The following is an 18,379-nucleotide window of genomic DNA, read 5'->3' as shown; positions in this document are numbered from 1 at the left end:
CGAGGCCCGGCGGCCGGGCCGCGCTCCCCCGGTGAGCCCTCGGTAACCGGGCCGGAACACCACGGCAACGCCCCGGACCCGGCCCGCCCCTAATTTCTGTCGGGCGACAGAAATCTCCCCCCAGTCCCACCCGAGCCCACGGAGCCGGAGGTCAGCGATGGCGACAGCGACCACGTACGGAGCCCGGGCGCATGCCCGCGCCCAGGAGGGCACCCGCGCCGAGGCCATGCCCGTCGTACCGGCCGCCGACTGGCCGGACCCACCCTGCGAGGCGGGCCACCTGGTGTGGGCCGAGACGGTCGCGGGCGGCAACTACACGCACCGCGTCCTGGCCCGCGGCACCGAGCTGCGCCTGACCGACCCGCACGGCGACGCCTGCGCGCACCTCCTGCTGTACGTCGCCGACCGCCCCTGGGAGCGGCTGAACGTCGCCGACACGGTCAAGGTCCAGTGGAACGCCTACCTCGGCGAGGGCGTGCTGCTCCTCTCCGACCAGGGCCGGGTCCTCGCCTCCGTGGTCGCCGACACCTCCGGCCGGCACGACGCGCTGTGCGGCACCTCCACCCTGGTCCGCAACACCGCCCGCTACGGCGACGGCACCCCGCAGTCGCCCTCCCCCGCAGGACGCGAGCTGTTCAAGCTGGCGGCGGCGAAGAACGGCCTGGAACCGCGCGACCTGCCGCCGTCCCTGTCGTTCTTCCAGGGCGTGGAGGTGCGCGACGACGGCACGCTGGACTTCACCGGCTCGGCCGGTCCCGGCGGCAGCGTCACGCTCCGCGCCGAGCAGGACCTGACCGTACTGATCGCGAACGTCCCGCACCCGGCCGACCCCCGCCCCGACTACGTCAGCACCCCGCTGGAGGTCCTGGCCTGGCGCGCCGCCCCGACCCCGCCCGGCGACCCGCTCTGGGACGCCACCCCCGAGGGCCGCCGCGCCTTCCTGAACACCGCCGAATTCCTTGCCGCGAGGGGGCTCGCATGACCACCGGTACCGTCGTCCCGGCCCGCGCCGCCTGGTCCGCCGTCATCCGCGACGGCGAGACCCTGACCATCACCGACCTGCACGGCAACCAGGCCGTCGACTTCCTCGTCTACGACGCCCACGACACGGCGGTCCGCTACAGCGCCCCCGACACCGTCCACGCCCAGGGCTCCCTCTTCCTCACCACCGGCAGCGTGCTGCTCTCCAACGAGCACACCCCGCTGATGACCGTCGTCGCCGACGAGGTCGGCCGGCACGACACGGTCGGCGGCGCCTGCTCCAAGGAGTCCAACACCCTGCGCTACGGCCACCACACCTGGTCGCAGCACGCCTGCGTGGACAACTTCCTCGCGGAGGGTGCCAAGCACGGCCTCGGCAAGCGCGACCTGGTCTCCAACATCAACTGGTACATGAACGTACCGGTCGAGCAGGACGGCACCCTCGGCATCGTCGACGGCCTCTCGGCCCCGGGCCTGAAGCTGACCCTGCGGGCCGAACGGGACGTCCTCGTCCTGGTCTCCAACTGCCCGCAGATCAACAACCCGTGCAACGGCTTCGAACCGACAGCGGTGCAGATGACGATCGGGGCCGCCGGATGAGCTTCGACACCCTGCTGGTGGCCAACCGGGGCGAGATAGCCGTCCGGGTCATCCGCACCGCCCGCGAACTGGGCCTGCGCACGGTCGCCGTCTACTCCGACCCCGACCGCCCGGCACCCCATGTCCGCCTCGCCGACGAGGCGGTACGGCTCGGCCCGGCCCCGGCGAAGGAGTCGTACCTCGACGCGGACCTGGTCCTGAAGGCCGCCAAGGACACCGGCGCGGGGGCCATCCACCCCGGGTACGGCTTCCTGTCCGAGGACGCCGGTTTCGCCCGGCGCTGCGAGGAGGCCGGGATCGTGTTCGTCGGCCCGACCCCGGAGCAGCTGGAGCTGTTCGGCGCCAAGCACACGGCACGGGCGGCGGCCGAGGCGGCCGGAGTGCCCCTCGCACCGGGCACCGGGCTCCTCTCCGACCTGCCCGAGGCCCTGCGCGAGGCGTCCGCGATCGGCTATCCCGTGATGCTCAAGGCCACCGGCGGCGGTGGCGGCATCGGTATGTCGGCATGTCGATCGGCCGCCGAACTGACCGACGCCTGGGACCGCGTCCAGCGCGTGGCCGCCGCCTCCTTCTCCTCCGCCGGAGTCTTCCTGGAACGCCTGGTGGAGCACGCCCGCCATGTCGAGGTCCAGGTCTTCGGCGACGGCGCGGGCAAGGTCGTCACCTTCGGCGACCGAGACTGCTCATTGCAGCGCCGCAACCAGAAGGTGGTCGAGGAGGCCCCGGCCCCCGGCCTGCCGGCCCGGGTGCGCGCCCAACTCGCCGCCTCCGCACGTGACCTGTGCGCGGCCGTCGGCTACCGCTCCGCGGGCACCGTCGAGTTCGTCTACGACGCGGCCCGCGAGGAGGCCTACTTCCTGGAGGTCAACACCCGGCTCCAGGTGGAGCATCCGGTCACCGAGGAGATCTACGGCGTCGACCTGGTCGCCTGGATGCTGCGCCTGGCGAGGGGCGAGTCCGACGTCGTCCGGGACCCGGGCGCACCGCGCGGCCACGCCGTCGAGGCCCGCGTCTACGCCGAGGACCCCTCCCGCGACCACCGGCCCAGCGCCGGCCTGTTGACCCGGGTGGAGTTCCCGGAGGGGGTACGCGTCGACGGCTGGGTGGAGACCGGCACCGAGGTGACGACGTCGTACGACCCGATGCTCGCGAAGGTGATCGCCCACGGGCCCGACCGCGACCGGGCACTGCGCGCCCTCGACGAGGCACTGGCCCGCACCCGTGTCGACGGCATCGAGACCAACCTGGGCCTGGTGCGCGCCGCGCTCACCGAACCCGCCTTCCGGACCGCCGCCCACTCGACGGCGACCCTCGCCACGGTCACCGACCCGACCCCCCGGATCGAGATCGTCGCCGCCGGCACGCTCACCACGGTCCAGGACTGGCCGGGCCGCACCGGCTACTGGCAGGTGGGGGTGCCTCCGTGCGGCCCGATGGACGACCGCTCCTTCCGGCTCGGCAACCGCGCGCTGGGTAACCCCGAGGGCGCCCCCGGCCTCGAATGCACCCTCCAGGGGCCGTCCCTGCGCTTCACCCACCCCACGACCGTCTGCGTGACCGGCGCCCCGGCCCCGGTGACCCTGGACGGCACCCCGGTCGCGCAGTGGGAGCCGGTGACGGTACCGGCGGGCGGGCTGCTGGAGATCGGCACCCCCTCCGCACACGGGCTGCGCACCTACGTCCTGTTCGCGGGCGGCGGCCTGGACGTGCCCGCCTTCCTGGGCAGCGCGAGCACCTTCACGCTGGGCCGGTTCGGCGGCCACGGCGGCCGGGCGCTGCGCACGGGTGACGTCCTGCACGGCGGCGCCGTGACGGACGGCGTGCCCGTCACCGAGCGCCCGCCCTTCACCGCCGTCTGGCACATCGGGGCCGTCGAAGGCCCCCATGCCGCACCGGAGTTCTTCACCGAGGACGACATCCGGGACTTCTACGCGGCCGAGTGGAAGGTGCACTTCAACTCGGCGCGCACCGGGGTCCGGCTGGTCGGCCCCAAGCCGCGCTGGGCGCGCACCGACGGCGGCGAGGCGGGCCTGCACCCGTCCAACATCCACGACACCCCGTACTCGGTCGGCGCCGTCGACTACACCGGCGACATGCCGGTCCTGCTGGGCCCCGACGGCCCCTCCCTGGGCGGGTTCGTGTGCCCGGCGACCGTCCTGAGCGGTGAACGCTGGAAGCTGGGCCAGCTCCGGCCCGGCGACACGGTCCGCTTCGCCCCGGTCGACGTGACCGGCGCGCCCCGCCCGGAGATCCTCGACGGCGGTGTCCTGGCCCGCGACGGGGACGTGACCTACCGGCGCAGCGGCGACGACAACCTGCTGGTCGAGTTCGGCCCGATGCAGCTGGACCTGGCCCTGCGGATGCGCGTCCACGCGCTGATGGAGGCGGTGACGGCGGCGGACCTGCCCGGGGTCGGCGACCTCACCCCGGGGATCCGCTCGCTCCAGATCCGGACCGACCCGGGTCTGCTCACCCAGGCCGCACTCCTTTCCGCGGTACGGGAGATCGTCCTGGGGCTGCCGCCCACCGACGAACTGGTGGTGCCGTCCCGCACGGTCCACCTCCCCCTCTCCTGGGACGACCCGGCGACCCGCGAGGCGATCGCCCGCTACATGGCGGGCGTCCGCGACGACGCCCCCTGGTGCCCGTGGAACATCGAGTTCATCCGCCGGATCAACGGCCTGGACTCGGTCGAGGACGTCTACCGCACGGTCTTCGACGCCGAGTACCTGGTCCTTGGCCTGGGCGACGTGTACCTGGGCGCCCCGGTCGCCACCCCGCTGGACCCGCGCCACCGCCTGGTCACCACGAAGTACAACCCGGCCCGCACCTGGACCGCCGAGAACTCCGTCGGCATCGGCGGCGCCTACCTGTGTATCTACGGCATGGAGGGCCCGGGCGGCTACCAGTTCGTGGGCCGTACGACCCAGGTGTGGTCGGGCTGGCAGCAGCGCGGGGCGTTCCGGCCGGGCTCGCCGTGGCTGCTGCGCTTCTTCGACCGGATCAGGTGGTACCCGGTGTCCGCGGACGAACTCCTCGACCTGCGGGCCGACATCACCTCCGGCAGGTTCGTGCCGCGCATCGAGGAGGGGACGTTCTCCCTGGCGTCGTACCAGGAGTTCCTCTCCGAACACGCCGACGCCATCGGGGACTTCAGGGCGCGCCAGCGGCACGCCTTCGCCGATGAGCGCGACGCCTGGGAGGCGGCCGGCGAGTTCGCGAGAGCCGAGGCGGCGACGGCACCCGCGTCCACCGCACCGGCCGAGGTGTCCGTGCCGCCGGGCGGCCGCCTGATAGAGGCCGAATTCGCCGCCTCCGTATGGCAGCTGAACGTGGCACCCGGCGACGAGGTGACCAGCGGCCAGACCCTTCTCGCCCTGGAGGCGATGAAGATGGAGTCCAGGGTGCACGCCCCGATGGCCGGCGTGGTGACGGAGATCCTGGCGAGGCCGGGCGACCAGGTGGAGGCGGGGACGGCACTGCTGGTCCTGGCGCCGACCGCGAACTGACCGACAGGAGCAAGAGAGCATGTCCAGCACCGTCTCCCGTGTCCGTGCCGCCTACGCGCGCATCGAAGCGGTCGACCGCCCCGAGATCTGGATCGGCCTGCGCCCGCGGGAGGAGGCCGAGGCGGAGGCCCGGGCGATCGACGCGCGGGTGGCAGCGGGCGAGCACCTCCCCCTCGCCGGGCGCCTGTTCGCGGCCAAGGGCAACATCGACGTACAGGGGCTGCCCACGACGGCGGGGTGCCCGGCGTACGCCTACCAGCCGGAGGCCGATGCCCCGGTGGTGGCCAGGCTGCGCGCGGCGGGCGCACTGGTCCTCGGCACGACCAACCTGGACCAGTTCGCGACGGGCCTGGTCGGCACCCGCTCCCCGTACGGCGCGGTCCGCAACGCGATCGACCCGACCCGGATCAGCGGCGGCTCCAGCTCGGGTTCGGCGGTGGCGGTGGCCCTCGGGATCGTCGACCTCGCGCTCGGCACGGACACGGCCGGTTCGGGCCGGATCCCGGCGGCCTTCAACGGCATCGTCGGCCTGAAACCCACCCGGGGCCTGCTACCCACCGCCGGAGTGGTCCCGGCCTGCGCCTCCCTCGACTGCGTGACGGTGTTCGCCCGCACGCTCCCGGAGGCCGAGCAGGCGCTGTCGTACCTGGCGGCCCCGCCGGACCGCCCGCTCCCGCCGCTCCCCCAGCGGGTCCCGGGCCCCTGGCGGATCGCGGTCCCGCCGCTCTCCCAGCTCGGCGAACTGGACGAGGGCTGGGCCAAGGCGTACGAGGAAGCGGTCGCGCGTCTCGCCGCTTCGGGCGCCTCGATCCGCCCGCTCGACCTGACCCCCTTCACCGAGGCGGCGGCGATGCTCTACGAGGGCGCGTTCGTCGCGGAGCGCTACACGGCCGTGGGTCTCTTCATCGACAAGGTGCTCGCTTCCGGCGGCGCAGGCCTCGACCCCACCGTCACCGGCATCATCACCCGGGCCCGCGACATCCCGGCGCACCGGCTCTTCACCGACCAGGACCGTCTGTCCGCCCTGCGGGCCCGTGCCCTGGCCGAGCTGTCCGACGCGGACGCCCTGCTGCTCCCGACGGCCCCGGGCCACCCCACCCTGGCCGAGGTGGCGGCCGACCCGCTGGGCGCCAACGCCCGCCTGGGCCGCTTCACCAACTCCACGAACCTCTTCGACCTGGCGGCGGTCGCGGTACCGGCGGGAGAGGTGGACGGCCTGCCGTTCGGCGTGATGCTGATCGGCCCCGCCTTCACGGACGACCGCCTGGCCACCATCGCCCGCGCCCTGGAGCCGAGGGTGAGCCTGGCGGTGGTGGGCGCGCACCTGACCGGCCAGCCCCTGAACCCGCAGCTCCTGGCCCTGGGCGCGGTCCTGGACCGCACGACTACGACAGCACCGGCGTACCGCTTCTACGCCCTGCCGACGACACCGCCGAAGCCGGGCCTGGTGCGGGTGGACGAGGAAGGCGCCGCGATCGAGACAGAGATCTGGCACCTCCCGGCGGAGGGCCTGGGCCGCCTGCTGGCATCGCTCCCCCGCCCGATGGCCTTGGGCAGCGTGGAGCTGGCGGATGGCAGCCGGGTCCCGGGCTTCCTGTGCGAACCGAGCGCGCTGGCAGACGCCGAGGACATCACCCACCACGGAGGCTGGCGAGCCTTTTTGAAGGAGGCCTGACACCCGCGCCCCTTCAGGGGCGCGGGGCTGTATTCGATATGCGGCTACCGCCGCGTGGGCGCGACCAGCCACGCACAACCCGCGCCCGCCGGACGGAACTCACCCCACGGACGAGTAGGCCACAACCCCCCGCAGCACCAGATCAACCGCCTTCCGCGCGGTCTTCGACACGGTCGACCCCTCCACCGGAGCCGCCGCCGCGATCTGCCCGAGCACGTCGATCACCTGCTTGCACCACCGCACGAAGTCCCCGGCCGGCATCTCCGCCTCCCGCAGCACCTCGTCCAGCCCCGTCCCCGACGCCCACATGTACACGGCCCAGGCGAAGCCGAGGTCCGGTTCCCGCTGCCCGACGCCCTCGGTCTGGGTGATCCGGAACTCCTCCTCCAGCGCGTCCAGCCGCCCCCAGATCCGCACCATCTCGCCGAGCGCGGCCTTGGCGTTCCCGGAGGGCACCTTCGGGGCCATCGCGTCGTCCCCGACGCGCGCCTCGTACACCAACGCCGAAACACACGCGGCCAGTTCGGCGGGGCTGAGACCCTCCCAGACCCCGGCCCGCAGGCATTCGCTGGCGAGCAGGTCGAGTTCGCCGTACAGCCGGGCCAGCCGCTTGCCGTGTTCGGTGACCTCGTCGCCGCGCAGGTAGTCCAGCTCGGTGAGCAGCGCCACGATCCGGTCGAAGGTGCGCGCGATGGTGTTGGTCCGGCCCTCGATCCGCCGCTCCAGCTGCGAGGTGTCCCGCATCAGCCGGTGGTACCGCTCGGCCCAACGGGCGTGGTCCTCCCGGTCGTTGCAACCATGGCAGGGGTGCGCCCGGATCGCGGTCCGCAGCCGTGCGATCTCGCGGTCGTCGGCGGCCTGCGACCGCTTCTTGCGGGCCCGCTCCGGCGGAATGTGCCCGGCCTTGGTGCGCAGCGCGGACGCGAGGTCGCGACGGGACTGCGGGGAGCGGGGGTTGAAGGACTTGGGGATCCGCATCCGCTCCAGCGCCTCCACCGGCACCGGGAAGTCCATCGACGCCAGCCGCTTGACCTGCCGTTCGGCGGTCAGCACCAGCGGCCGCGGCCCGTCGTGCTGCTCGAAGCCACGATGGCCGTTGGACCGCCCGGCGGGCAGCCCGGGGTCAAGGACCAGTGCGAGCCCCGCGTACTTCCCGGTCGGCACGTGGATGACGTCGCCCGGCTTGAGTTTCTCCAGCGCCACCGCCGCCTCGGCGCGCCGCTCGACGGCGCCCTGCCGGACGAGTTCGGTCTCCCGGTCCTTCAGTTCGCGCCGCAGTCGCGCGTACTCCTCGAAGTCGCCGAGGTGGCAGGTCATGGACTCCTTGTAGCCTTCGAGTCCTTCCTCGTTGCGCTGCACCTGACGGGAGATCCCGACGACCGACTTGTCGGCCTGGAACTGCGCGAACGAGGTCTCGAGAAGTTCCCGCGACCGGTGCCGGCCGAACTGCTCGACCAGGTTGACCGCCATGTTGTACGACGGCTTGAAGCTGGAGCGCAGCGGATAGGTGCGGGTGCCGGCGAGCCCCGCGAGGTGCTCGGGGCTGAACCCCCGCTGCCACAGCACCACGGCATGGCCCTCGATGTCGATGCCGCGCCGGCCCGCACGGCCGGTCAGCTGGGTGTACTCGCCGGGGGTGATGTCGGCGTGCTGCTCGCCGTTCCACTTGACGAGCTTCTCCAACACCACCGAGCGTGCGGGCATGTTGATGCCGAGCGCCAGGGTCTCGGTGGCGAACACGGCCTTGACCAGGCCGCGTACGAAGAGTTCCTCGACGACTTCCTTGAAGGTCGGGAGCATGCCGGCGTGGTGGGCGGCGATGCCGCGCTCCAGGCCCTCCAGCCACTCGTAGTAGCCGAGGACGTGCAGGTCCTCGCGCGGGATCGACGAGGTGCGCTCCTCGACGAGGGCGCGCACCTGTTCGCGTGCTTCGTCGTCGTTGAGCCGGAGGCCGGCGTGCAGGCACTGCTGGACGGCGGCTTCGCAGGCGGCGCGGCTGAAGATGAAGGTGATGGCGGGCAGCAGGCCCTCGGAGTCGAGCCGTTCGATGACCTCCGGGCGGCCCGGTGTCCACACCCTGGACCGCTGCCGGCGCTCCCGCTCCCGGTCGGCCTCGCGCATGGCACGCCCGCGCCTGCGGTCCTGGTAGGAGGGTCTGCTCGCCTCCATCCGGGCCAGCCGGGTGAGGTCGGGGTTGACGGCCTTCTTCTGGCCCTCGCCCTCCTCGAACAGGTCGTACATCCGGCGCCCGGCGAGCACGTGCTGGAACAGCGGGACGGGACGGTGTTCGGAGACGATGACCTCGGTGTCGCCGCGGACAGTGTCGAGCCAGTCGCCGAACTCCTCGGCGTTGGACACGGTGGCCGACAGGGACACCAGGGTCACGGACTCCGGCAGGTGGATGATCACCTCTTCCCAGACGGCGCCGCGGAAGCGGTCGGAGAGGTAGTGCACCTCGTCCATGACCACATAGCCGAGGCCGAGCAGGGTCTGGGAGCCCGCGTACAGCATGTTCCGCAGCACCTCGGTGGTCATCACGACCACGGGGGCGTCGGAGTTGACGCTGTTGTCGCCGGTGAGCAGACCGACCTTGTCCGCGCCGTAGCGGCGGCACAGGTCGGCGTACTTCTGGTTCGACAGCGCCTTGATGGGTGTCGTGTAGAAGCACTTCTTGCCCTGCTCCAGGGCGAGGTGGACGGCGAACTCGCCGACGATCGTCTTGCCGGAGCCGGTGGGGGCGGCCACCAGTACACCCTTCCCGGCTTCGAGCGCCTGGCAGGCCTCGATCTGGAAGGGGTCGAGGCCGAATGCGTACATCTCGCGGAAAGACGCGAGCGCGGTGGCCTGCTCGGCGGCCCGCCTGCGGGCCGCCGCATACCGCTCGGCCGGTGAGAGGTCCTCTGTCATCGTGCTTTCGAGCGTACCGGTCCCCACTGACAACAGGACGATCATTATCCGGAACATGGGACTACGGACGACAAAGAGGTGCCCGCGCCGTGGGGCGCGGGCACCTCTCGATGGCCGGTACGGACCCGGTCAGGTCACGTCGTCGTAGCCGTTGACCCGCTCCGGGGTCTCGGGCAGCGCGCGGCTGGCCGAGACGGTCTCGATCTCGCCGATGTCGTCGGGCGTGAGGTCGAGGTCGGAGGCCTCGTCGTCGTCGGGGCCCTCGGCCTCCCGGCGGCGCCTGCGGCGGTCGTTGACCAGGGAGAAGAGGACCGCTCCGAAGTACAGCACCCAGATCGGCCCGGCGAGCGCCAGCATGGAGAGCGGGTCGGTGCTCGGGGTGGCGACGGCGGCGAAGACCGTGATCCCGAGGATCATCGCCCGCCACCAGCCGAGCATCCGCCGGCCGGTGACGATGCCGGTGAGATTGAGCATGACCAGCAGCAGCGGCAGCTCGAAGGAGAGCCCGAAGACGATCACCATGCGGGTGACCAACTGGAGCAGGTCGTCCAGCGGCAGCAGGTTGCTCACGCTGTGCGGGGTGAACTGGAGGAGCACCTTCGCGGTGGTCGGCAGGACCTTGTACGCGAAGAACGCGCCGCCGAAGAAGAGCGGGACGCCGGTGGCGACGAACGCGTAAGCGTACTTCTTCTCGTGCCGGTGCAGACCGGGCGCGACGAAGGCCCACAGCTGGTACAGCCAGACCGGCGAGGCGAAGACCACACCCGCCATCAGCGAGACCTGGAGGGCCAGCGTGAAGGGCGCGAGCAGGCCGTTGATGGTGATCTGCGCGCAGGGGTGGGAGTCGGACTTGGCCCGGGCCAGTTCCCCGAACGCCTGCTCACAGCCGACCGAGTCGAGGACCGGCTTGGTGAGGAAGTTGATGATGTCGTTGTAGAAGAAGGCGGCGACCACCGTCACGATGACGATGGCCAGCATGGCCTTCGCGAGCCGGTTGCGGAGCTCACGAAGGTGATCTCCGAGAGGCATCCGCCCCTCGGGATCCCTCTCCTCTTTGCGGGCAGACTTGGGCAACCCACGTCCTCATCTCGTGCGGCAGGCCGGGGGTCACCGGCCTTGCGTCAGCGCTGGGTGGTGTCCGACGGCTCGTTGACCGGGCGGGAGCTGGTCACGTCGCCGGGGGCCGCCTGGATGGTGCGCTGGGCCTGGGCCTGATCGCCGGAGGCGGGCGCCTGGGCGGAGGAGGAGGTGCTGCTGCCGTCTTCCTTCATCGCCTTGGCTTCGCTCTTGAGGATGCGCGCGGACTTGCCGAGCGAGCGAGCCATGTCCGGAAGCTTCTTCGCGCCGAACAGCAGGATGACGACGACAAGGATGAGAATGATCTCGGGAGCTCCGAGCCTTCCGAACATAAGTTTTACCTTCTCACCGAGGCGGCTGGGTGGGGTGCTGTCCGATCGGTCGGACATGCGTCCGAGTAATCGCGCTGACAGCGATCGTAACGCTCAGGGGTAAACGCGAGGCAATCCCTGTGCGTACGCCCGGTCCGCGGTACGGGCCTCGTTCTCCGCGCCGCGATCAGCAGCGTACCCGCCGGGGTGGGCGCCGTGACAGGGGCGAAGTGACGCAAAGCGCTTATGGCGCACTACTCACATCGGTTCCACAGCAGGTCTCAGAGGGTGTCCACAGTCCGCGCGGCGCTCGCCGCCGCCCGCTCCAGGTCCTCGGCGGCCCGGTTGATGCGCCGCGCCGAGTCCGTGACCTGCGCTCCCAGCAGTCGCGCCGCCAGGAAGACCCGTACGGCGAGCACGCCGAGCACGGCGAGACCCACGAAACCCACAGCTACCGCGAACATCGGCCAGAACATGCGGGTGAGCCTAGACGGTGGGGTGCAGCCGCAGGGTCCTGACCCCGCCGCCGGTCAGCAGCTCGATGATCCGCTCGCCCGCGGGCTTGCGGACCAGGACGCCGCAGTCGGGGCAGGTGAAGGAGTAGAACGTGGTCTTGCTGGTGGCCCCGATGGCCAGCCGCAGGGCGCCCGCGGTGAGCTCGAAACTGCCCCGGCAGTCCGGGCAGCCGGCCTTGAACACCACGGGGACCACTCTTCTCATCCCGGCGAACGCGGCGGCGACCGTCACGTCCCTCGCGCCTGCGACACCGGAACCCGAAGACTCGTTCAAATCCCTCGCCCCTCCTTCTTGGTCGTTCGCCTCCGGAGCACCTCGGCCGACGTCGAGGGGGTGACCGTGCTCAACCCTGCGGGCCTTTGCGCGGTCACCCCCTCGACACCGGCGCGCTCCTCCGGCTCACTCATGCCCTTCCGCATCGCCGTGCCCGGCACGGTCGTACGCCGCCAGGGCCTCGCGGGCCGCTTGGCGGGCGCTGTCGGCCAGCTCGGGCGGCGACACGATCCGGCCGTCGCCGCCGAGCCTGAGTGCCAGTCGGCGCAGGGAGGCCGGATCGGGGGTGCGCAGGGTAATACGCAGCCCGCCGTCGGGAAGCTCATCCGCGCTGTCGTGCGGGTAGTACTCGGCGACCCAGCGGCCGGCCGGGCCGACCTCGACGACCACCTCGGGGTCCTCGGCGGCGGGCTGCACCAGGGCCTCGGACAGGTCGCGCAGCTCGATCTCGGGGGGCGCGGACGGCTCGTCGAGGATCTTGATCTCGGCGACGCGGTCGAGGCGGAAGGTGCGCCGGGCCTCGGAGCGGCGGCACCAGGCCTCCACGTAGGTGTGGCCGACGCTGACCAGGCGGATGGGGTCGATCTCGCGCTCGGTGACCTCGTCCCGGGCCGGCGAGTAGTAGCGGATCCACAGCCGGCGGCGCTCGGAGATCGCCCGGTCGACGTCGGCGAAGACCCCGCCCTCGGACTCGAAGGTCACCGACAGCCGGGCGCTGGCGTCACCCGCCTCGCCGGCCGCGGTCTCCACCTTGGCGGTGGCGCGCAGCAGCGCCTGCCGGTCGCCCTCGCGCAGTCCGGGCAGCGTGGACACGGCACGGGCGGCCACCAGCAGCGCGGTCGCCTCGTCGGCGGCCAGCCGCAGCGGCTCGGCGGCCTCCTCGCCGAGCGCGGCGGCGTTGTGCCACCAGATGCGCTCGCCGTCGGTGTCGATGTCCAGCAGATCGCCGCCCCGGAAGCTGGTGCCGCACATGGGCAGCACGTCCAGGTCGGAGACCAGCTCGTCCTCGGTGATGCCGAAGGCCCGGGCCACGTCCGCGATCCGGGCGCCGGGGCGCTCGCGCAGATAGGTCACCAGGGAGAGCATCCGCCGGGTCTGGTCGATGGCGTTCACGGGCCTGACCGGTTTGCCTGCCACTGTCTTGCTCCGCTCCCCCTCAGCCCTTGGCCACGGCACGCAGCCGGTCCACCACGTCCGCGCGCAGCTCGGCCGGCTCCAGGACCACCACGTCCGGCCCGAACTCCACCAGCCAGGCGTCCAGACCGTGCCCGTACGGAATCTCCAACTCGTCCCAGCCGTCGCCGAGTTCCCGGACCGTCCTGGCCTTCGCCCGCAGGGGGTAGCCGGCGCCCGAGCGCAGCCGGATCAGCGCCGACCGGTCGGCGATCTCCCCGGCCCAGCTCGCGACGGTCTCCCGGACGGTGACCACGTCCGGGACGGGCACGGTGAAACGGGTGCCCCGGGAGCGCACCCGGCCGGTGATCCGGGACAGCCGGAACACCCGCTCGGCACCCCGGTCCCGGTCCCAGCCCGCCAGGTACCAGTGGCCGCGCCAGCACTCCAGGGCCCACGGCTCCACGTGCCGGGGCTCGGGGCGGGCGGCGGTGGCCTTGCGGTAGTCGAAGACGACCGGGCGGCGGTCGCGGCAGGCCAGCATCAGCGGCTCGAAGGCGGCCTCGTGCACCGGGATGCGCGGCTCCAGGGCGCCGTGCGCCTCGTACGGGTCGACGTCCTCGGGCAGCCCGGCGGCGCGCAGCTTCTGCAGGGCGCCGCTGGCCGCGCCGGCCAGCCGGGCCTGCTGCCAGACCTTGGCGGCCAGCCCCAGGGCGGCGGCCTCCTCGGCGTCCAGCGTGATCGCGGGCAGGCTGTTGCTGTCGCGGCGCGCCAGATAGCCGACCTCGCCGTCCAGGTTCTCGACGGTCTCGATCACCAGTCCGAGCTCGCGCAGATCGTCCTTGTCCCGCTCGAACATCCGGTTGAAGGAGTCGTCGGACCCGGCTTCGAGGTAGGCCTCGATGGATTCCCGCAGCTCGCGCTTGCTGAGCGGCCGTCGCGTTCCCAGCAGACACAGCGCCAGGTTCATCAGCCGCTCGGCCTTGGCAATGGCCATCGACGCCCTTCGCCTTCCCTATGGTGCTTCTGACCGATGACCGTACCGCTCCGGAGTGGCACGGCAAAAGCCAGTACAAACAACGAGGTCCGAAACGGACAGGACACGACAAACACCGAGGGCCCGCGCACACGGCACGGGCCCTCGTCCAGCCGGTATCCGACCAGAGCGATCAGCGCCGGAACGGCGCCGACCAGGCACGGGGCTCAGACCCCGAGCAGGTCCACGACGAAGATCAGCGTCTCGCCGGGCTGGATCAGCGGGCTCGGGCTCTGGTTGCCGTAGGCGAGGTGGGCCGGGATGGTCAGCTGGCGGCGGCCGCCGACCTTCATGCCCTCCACACCCTGGTCCCAGCCCTTGATGACACGGCCCCCGCCCAGCGGGAACCGGAACGGCGTACCACGGTTCCAGCTGGCGTCGAACTCCTCGCCCGTGCTGAACGCGACACCCACGTAATGCACGGTGACGGTCTGGCCGGCCGTGGCCACCTCGCCGTCGCCCTCCCAGATGTCCTTGATCTCCAGGTCGGCCGGGGGCTCGCCGCCCGGGAAGTCGATCTCGGGCTTGTCGATGCTCACGTCTCTCGCTCCTGCTTGTGTACGACACGGAACCGGGACAGTCTTTCATCCCCGCCCGGTTCCCGCCCGCGCGACTACATCGCCGCCAGGATGTCCACCGAGAACACCAGGGTCGAACCCTTCTTCACCACACCACCGCTCGGCGGGTTGTTCCCATAGGCCAGGTTCGGCGGTACGACGATCAGCAGCCGGCTGCCCACCTTCTTCCCGGTGATGCCCTGCGCCAGCCCCTTGAGGACCTCCTGCATCTGCGTGATCGCGAACTGGGCCAGCCGCCCGCTGTCATAGGTCTGCTCGAAGACCTTGCCGCTGTCCCAGACCTCGCCCTTGAACTGGCAGAGCACCGTCTGCGACGCCTTCACCTCCGCGCCGTCGCCCTCCAGGACGTAGTTCGACACCAGCGCCTTCGGCGGGTCGGCCTTGGGAATGTCGATCGACGGAGCCTTCCCGTCGGTGTTGGTGCCGACCTTGGGCAGCGCGGAGTCGCTCTGCGCGACCTCCTTGCCGGTGCTGGAGCTCTTGGAGTTGAACGAGTTCAGCACATCCACCACGAACACCAGCGTGTCCGTGCCCTTGATCCCCGCCTGCGAGTTGCCCGCCGTGCCGTAACCCCAGGTCGGCGGCACGGCCATCAGCACCCGGCTGCCGACCTTCTTCCCGGCCAGCCCGTACCGCCAGCCGTCGATGATGCTGCCCTGGGCAAGCTGCATGAGCAGCGGAGTACGGTCGTACGACTGGTCGAAGACCTTCGCCGTGGACCAGATCTGCCCGAGGTAGTTGGCCTGGATGAAGTCGTTCTCCGCGACCGCCTTGCCGCCGCCCGCGATCACCGTCTTGACCGCCAGGTCCTTCGACGGATCCCCGGAACCCTTGGCCACCGTCGGCTTCTCGTCGAACTTCGTCCCCGCCGTGATCGCCGGCAACGGCCCGTCCACGATCTTCGGCGGCGGCACCGAGGAGGCGGAACCCGACGGCGCCGCGCTGGCCTTGCTGGAAGCGGACTTGTCGTCGCCGCACGCGGCAAGCGTGACCAGTCCTGCGGGTACGGCGGCAAGGAGAAGGGAGCGTCGGCGCACGGAAACAGCCTCATAATCGATCGATCTTGCGGATGCGTGCGCGCAACTCTACGACGTGACACGGGCGCCGTACGGTAAACGTACGGCGCCCGTGTGGCGTTCGCTCACATACCGGCGATGAGCTTCTCCACCCGGTCGTCGACCGAACGGAACGGGTCCTTGCACAACACCGTTCGCTGTGCCTGGTCATTGAGCTTCAGATGCACCCAGTCGACCGTGAAGTCCCGGCGCTGCTCCTGAGCCCGCCGGATGAAGTCACCGCGCAGGCGCGCCCGAGTCGTCTGCGGCGGTACCGACTTGCCCTCGAAGATCTTCAAGTCATTGCAGATCCGCGCGGCTTGACCCTTCCTCTCCAGCAGGTAATACAGACCCCGACGACGGTGAATGTCGTGATAAGCGAGGTCTATCTGCGCCACCCGCGGATGGGACATGGTCATGTTGTGCTTGGCCCGGTACCGCTCGATGAGCTGGTACTTCATCACCCAGTCGATCTCGGTGCCGATCCGGTCCAGATCCTCGGCCTCGATCGCGTCCAGGGTCCGGCCCCACAGCTCCAGCACCTGGTCGACCGTGCCGGTACGGATACCGCGACGCTCGACGAAGTCCACGGCCTTCTCGTAGTACTCCCGCTGCACCTCCAGGGCGGAGGCCTCACGGCCACTGGCCAGGCGCACCTTGCGCCGGCCCGTGATGTCATGGCTGACCTCGCGGATCGCCCGGATCGGGTTCTCCAGGGTCAGGTCCCGCATCACCGTGCCCGCCTCGATCATGCGCAGCACCAGGTCGGTGGCACCGACCTTGAGCAGCATGGTCGTCTCGGACATGTTCGAGTCGCCGACGATGACATGCAGCCGGCGGTAGCGCTCGGCGTCCGCGTGCGGCTCGTCGCGCGTGTTGATGATCGGCCGGGAGCGGGTCGTCGCCGAGGAGACGCCCTCCCAGATGTGCTCCGCCCGCTGGCTCACGCAGTACACCGCACCGCGCGGCGTCTGCAGCACCTTGCCGGCGCCGCACAGCAGCTGCCGGGTGACCAGGAACGGAATGAGGATGTCCGCGAGCCGGGAGAACTCCCCGTGCCGCGCCACCAGATAGTTCTCGTGGCAACCGTAGGAGTTGCCCGCCGAGTCCGTGTTGTTCTTGAAGAGGTAGACGTCGCCCGCGATTCCTTCCTCGTGCAGGCGTCGTTCGGCGTCCACCAACAGTCCTTCGAGAATGCGCTCGCCGGCCTTGTCGTGGGTGACCAGTTCGGTCACATTGTCACATTCGGGTGTCGCGTATTCCGGATGTGAGCCCACGTCGAGATAGAGCCGGGCGCCGTTTCGAAGAAAGACATTGCTGCTACGGCCCCATGACACGACACGGCGGAAGAGGTACCGCGCCACCTCGTCAGGCGACAGGCGGCGCTGTCCCCTGAACGTGCACGTGACGCCGTACTCGTTCTCCAGCCCGAAAATGCGGCGGTCCATGACTGAACATTACGCCCGATCCCCTGAGCTGAAACGGGGTTCGACAGCACGATTTGGATCAGTTTCCGATGAAGCCGCAACCACCGCGCCCCCACCGGGAACTGCGAGGACCCGCCGCGTGACCACCAGGACCAGCAACGACACGCCCCCCGCCGCACCCGGCACCGCGAAGCCCCACAGCGCCCCGCCCGCCTCGACGACCGGGCCCGCCAGGCCCGTTCCCACCGACGCGCCCACTGTGAACGTCGTCACAAGCCAGGAGAAAGCCTCGGTGACCGTCCCGGTCGGCGCATGCCGGTCCACCAGTACGAACGCACATGCGATCGCCGGTGCCAGGAACACCCCCGCCAGCACGGTGAGCAACACCATGGCCACCGCACCCGGCATCACCATCAATGGCAGATAACACACCGCCAGAAGCGCCACCAGCACCCGCAGTCGCACCGCCGGCTCCCCCCGCCAGAGCCGCGCCCCGTACACCGAGCCGCCGAGCAGCGCCCCCAGCCCAAGCCCCGCCATCATCCAGCCGTACACCCCGTCACCACCGTGTCCGTCCGCGTACGGCACCGACGCCACCGTGATGGAACCCATCGCGATCCCGACGAACAGGAACGCGCCCAGCAGCGCCACCAGCCCCGACGACCGCAGCGCACCCAGCCAGTGCGCCGCACGCGGCGCCGAACGCCACGCGCGCGAAGGCGGCGAGAGGACCACGGAAAGCGCCCCCAGCACGCCCAGCGCGTTCACCACCAGCAGCGCCGCCTGCGCCGACCACAGCGACACGCACAACGTCACCAGCAACGGCCCCACCGTGAACATGACTTCCTGCGCCACCGCGTCCATCGCGTACGCCGTGTGCACCTGGTCCTCCTTGCCGAGCACACTCGGCCACAGCGCGCGCAGACCCCCCTCCAGGGGCGGCGTGAACAACCCCGCCGCTGCCACGCACCCGTAGGCGAGCGGCAGCGGATCGGTGCCGGCGAAGGCGAAACCGGCCATGGCGAGGGCCGACGCGACAGCCGCGGGCAGCTGGACCCGAGGCTGCCCGTGCACATCCACCAACCGGCCCAGCACCGGCTGGCCCACCGCGTTGGCGACCCCGTACACGGCCGCGAGCGCCCCCGCCAGGCTGTACGTACCGCCCTCCGTGCGCACGAACAGCACGATCGCGATCGCGGCCGTGGCGTTCGGCAGCCGACCCACCAAGGTGCCCGTCAGCAGGCGGACCGCGTGCCTCGCCCTGAGGATCTCCAGGTATCCCGCGGCCATGAACCGCCTCCAAGTTTTACGTATAACCCCG

At 71.1% G+C, this 18,379-nt stretch carries 14 protein-coding genes and 1 pseudogene; 4 read left to right on the top strand and 11 right to left on the bottom strand.

Going from position 1 to position 18,379, the window contains the following annotated elements:
- Positions 1 to 157 precede the first annotated feature (157 nt).
- The 4 genes and pseudogenes from ACZ5K7_RS24520 to atzF all read left to right on the top strand — a co-directional run.
- Complete coding sequence (locus ACZ5K7_RS24520; protein WP_351700326.1) at positions 158 to 982, top strand: urea amidolyase associated protein UAAP1; 825 nt, start codon at positions 158 to 160, stop codon at positions 980 to 982.
- Positions 979 to 1,581, top strand: coding sequence for an urea amidolyase associated protein UAAP2 (locus tag ACZ5K7_RS24515; RefSeq protein WP_468916073.1), 603 nt, complete (start codon positions 979 to 981; stop codon positions 1,579 to 1,581). The genes ACZ5K7_RS24520 and ACZ5K7_RS24515 overlap by 4 nt, the downstream gene beginning before the upstream one ends.
- Complete coding sequence (locus ACZ5K7_RS24510; RefSeq protein WP_468916071.1) at positions 1,578 to 5,090, top strand: 5-oxoprolinase/urea amidolyase family protein; 3,513 nt, start codon at positions 1,578 to 1,580, stop codon at positions 5,088 to 5,090. Before ACZ5K7_RS24515 ends, ACZ5K7_RS24510 begins: the two co-directional genes overlap by 4 nt.
- Before the next feature lie 4 nt (positions 5,091 to 5,094).
- Positions 5,095 to 6,765, top strand: a pseudogene (gene atzF, locus ACZ5K7_RS24505) (allophanate hydrolase); the annotation flags it as partial.
- A 99-nt stretch (positions 6,766 to 6,864) separates the two neighbouring features.
- Here the strand turns inward: atzF and ACZ5K7_RS24500 are convergent.
- The 11 genes from ACZ5K7_RS24500 to ACZ5K7_RS24450 all read right to left on the bottom strand — a co-directional run bounded on the left by ACZ5K7_RS24500 (position 6,865) and on the right by ACZ5K7_RS24450 (position 18,348).
- Complete coding sequence (locus ACZ5K7_RS24500) at positions 6,865 to 9,717, bottom strand: DEAD/DEAH box helicase (RefSeq protein ID WP_468916070.1); 2,853 nt, start codon at positions 9,715 to 9,717, stop codon at positions 6,865 to 6,867.
- Between the two features lie 84 nt (positions 9,718 to 9,801).
- Complete coding sequence (gene tatC, locus ACZ5K7_RS24495) at positions 9,802 to 10,746, bottom strand: twin-arginine translocase subunit TatC (RefSeq protein ID WP_351700314.1); 945 nt, start codon at positions 10,744 to 10,746, stop codon at positions 9,802 to 9,804.
- A 47-nt stretch (positions 10,747 to 10,793) separates the two neighbouring features.
- A complete protein-coding gene (gene tatA, locus ACZ5K7_RS24490) occupies positions 10,794 to 11,081 on the bottom strand; it encodes a Sec-independent protein translocase subunit TatA (protein WP_468916067.1) in 288 nt (95 codons plus the stop codon).
- Between the two features lie 260 nt (positions 11,082 to 11,341).
- Positions 11,342 to 11,536: a hypothetical protein gene (locus ACZ5K7_RS24485; protein WP_351700309.1), complete on the bottom strand. Its 195-nt coding sequence runs from the start codon at positions 11,534 to 11,536 to the stop codon at positions 11,342 to 11,344.
- Positions 11,537 to 11,546: 10 nt separating this feature from the next.
- Positions 11,547 to 11,780 (bottom strand): hypothetical protein, encoded by a 234-nt coding sequence (locus ACZ5K7_RS24480; protein WP_351700678.1) that lies wholly within the window; start codon positions 11,778 to 11,780, stop codon positions 11,547 to 11,549.
- Between the two features lie 195 nt (positions 11,781 to 11,975).
- A complete protein-coding gene (locus ACZ5K7_RS24475; RefSeq protein ID WP_351700306.1) occupies positions 11,976 to 12,986 on the bottom strand; it encodes a helix-turn-helix transcriptional regulator in 1,011 nt (336 codons plus the stop codon).
- Positions 12,987 to 13,005: 19 nt separating this feature from the next.
- Positions 13,006 to 13,959, bottom strand: coding sequence for a helix-turn-helix transcriptional regulator (locus tag ACZ5K7_RS24470; protein WP_351700303.1), 954 nt, complete (start codon positions 13,957 to 13,959; stop codon positions 13,006 to 13,008).
- Positions 13,960 to 14,165: 206 nt separating this feature from the next.
- Positions 14,166 to 14,537: an FKBP-type peptidyl-prolyl cis-trans isomerase gene (locus ACZ5K7_RS24465; protein WP_351700300.1), complete on the bottom strand. Its 372-nt coding sequence runs from the start codon at positions 14,535 to 14,537 to the stop codon at positions 14,166 to 14,168.
- Between the two features lie 74 nt (positions 14,538 to 14,611).
- A complete protein-coding gene (locus ACZ5K7_RS24460; protein ID WP_351700297.1) occupies positions 14,612 to 15,613 on the bottom strand; it encodes an FKBP-type peptidyl-prolyl cis-trans isomerase in 1,002 nt (333 codons plus the stop codon).
- A 104-nt stretch (positions 15,614 to 15,717) separates the two neighbouring features.
- Positions 15,718 to 17,079: a Pup--protein ligase gene (pafA, locus tag ACZ5K7_RS24455; RefSeq protein WP_069771814.1), complete on the bottom strand. Its 1,362-nt coding sequence runs from the start codon at positions 17,077 to 17,079 to the stop codon at positions 15,718 to 15,720.
- Between the two features lie 9 nt (positions 17,080 to 17,088).
- Complete coding sequence (locus ACZ5K7_RS24450; RefSeq protein WP_468916064.1) at positions 17,089 to 18,348, bottom strand: MFS transporter; 1,260 nt, start codon at positions 18,346 to 18,348, stop codon at positions 17,089 to 17,091.
- Positions 18,349 to 18,379: the final 31 nt, after the last annotated feature.

It is taken from the genome of Streptomyces sp. NPDC031497 (assembly GCF_055580905.1).
The sequence above is the reverse complement of the archived record's forward strand: the minus strand, read 5'-3'. Positions and strand labels throughout refer to the sequence as shown.

Excerpts from the sequence above, each read along its gene's own strand:
- ACZ5K7_RS24520 (WP_351700326.1), top strand. The coding sequence starts at position 158 with ATGGCGACAGCGACCACGTACGGAGCCCGGGCGCATGCCCGCGCCCAG.
- ACZ5K7_RS24515 (WP_468916073.1), top strand. The coding sequence starts at position 979 with ATGACCACCGGTACCGTCGTCCCGGCCCGCGCCGCCTGGTCCGCCGTC.
- ACZ5K7_RS24510 (WP_468916071.1), top strand. The coding sequence starts at position 1,578 with ATGAGCTTCGACACCCTGCTGGTGGCCAACCGGGGCGAGATAGCCGTC.
- ACZ5K7_RS24470 (WP_351700303.1), bottom strand. The coding sequence starts at position 13,959 with ATGGCCATTGCCAAGGCCGAGCGGCTGATGAACCTGGCGCTGTGTCTG.
- ACZ5K7_RS24480 (WP_351700678.1), bottom strand. The coding sequence starts at position 11,780 with ATGAGAAGAGTGGTCCCCGTGGTGTTCAAGGCCGGCTGCCCGGACTGC.
- ACZ5K7_RS24485 (WP_351700309.1), bottom strand. The coding sequence starts at position 11,536 with ATGTTCTGGCCGATGTTCGCGGTAGCTGTGGGTTTCGTGGGTCTCGCC.
- ACZ5K7_RS24450 (WP_468916064.1), bottom strand. The coding sequence starts at position 18,348 with ATGGCCGCGGGATACCTGGAGATCCTCAGGGCGAGGCACGCGGTCCGC.
- pafA (WP_069771814.1), bottom strand. The coding sequence starts at position 17,079 with ATGGACCGCCGCATTTTCGGGCTGGAGAACGAGTACGGCGTCACGTGC.
- tatA (WP_468916067.1), bottom strand. The coding sequence starts at position 11,081 with ATGTTCGGAAGGCTCGGAGCTCCCGAGATCATTCTCATCCTTGTCGTC.
- ACZ5K7_RS24500 (WP_468916070.1), bottom strand. The coding sequence starts at position 9,717 with ATGATCGTCCTGTTGTCAGTGGGGACCGGTACGCTCGAAAGCACGATG.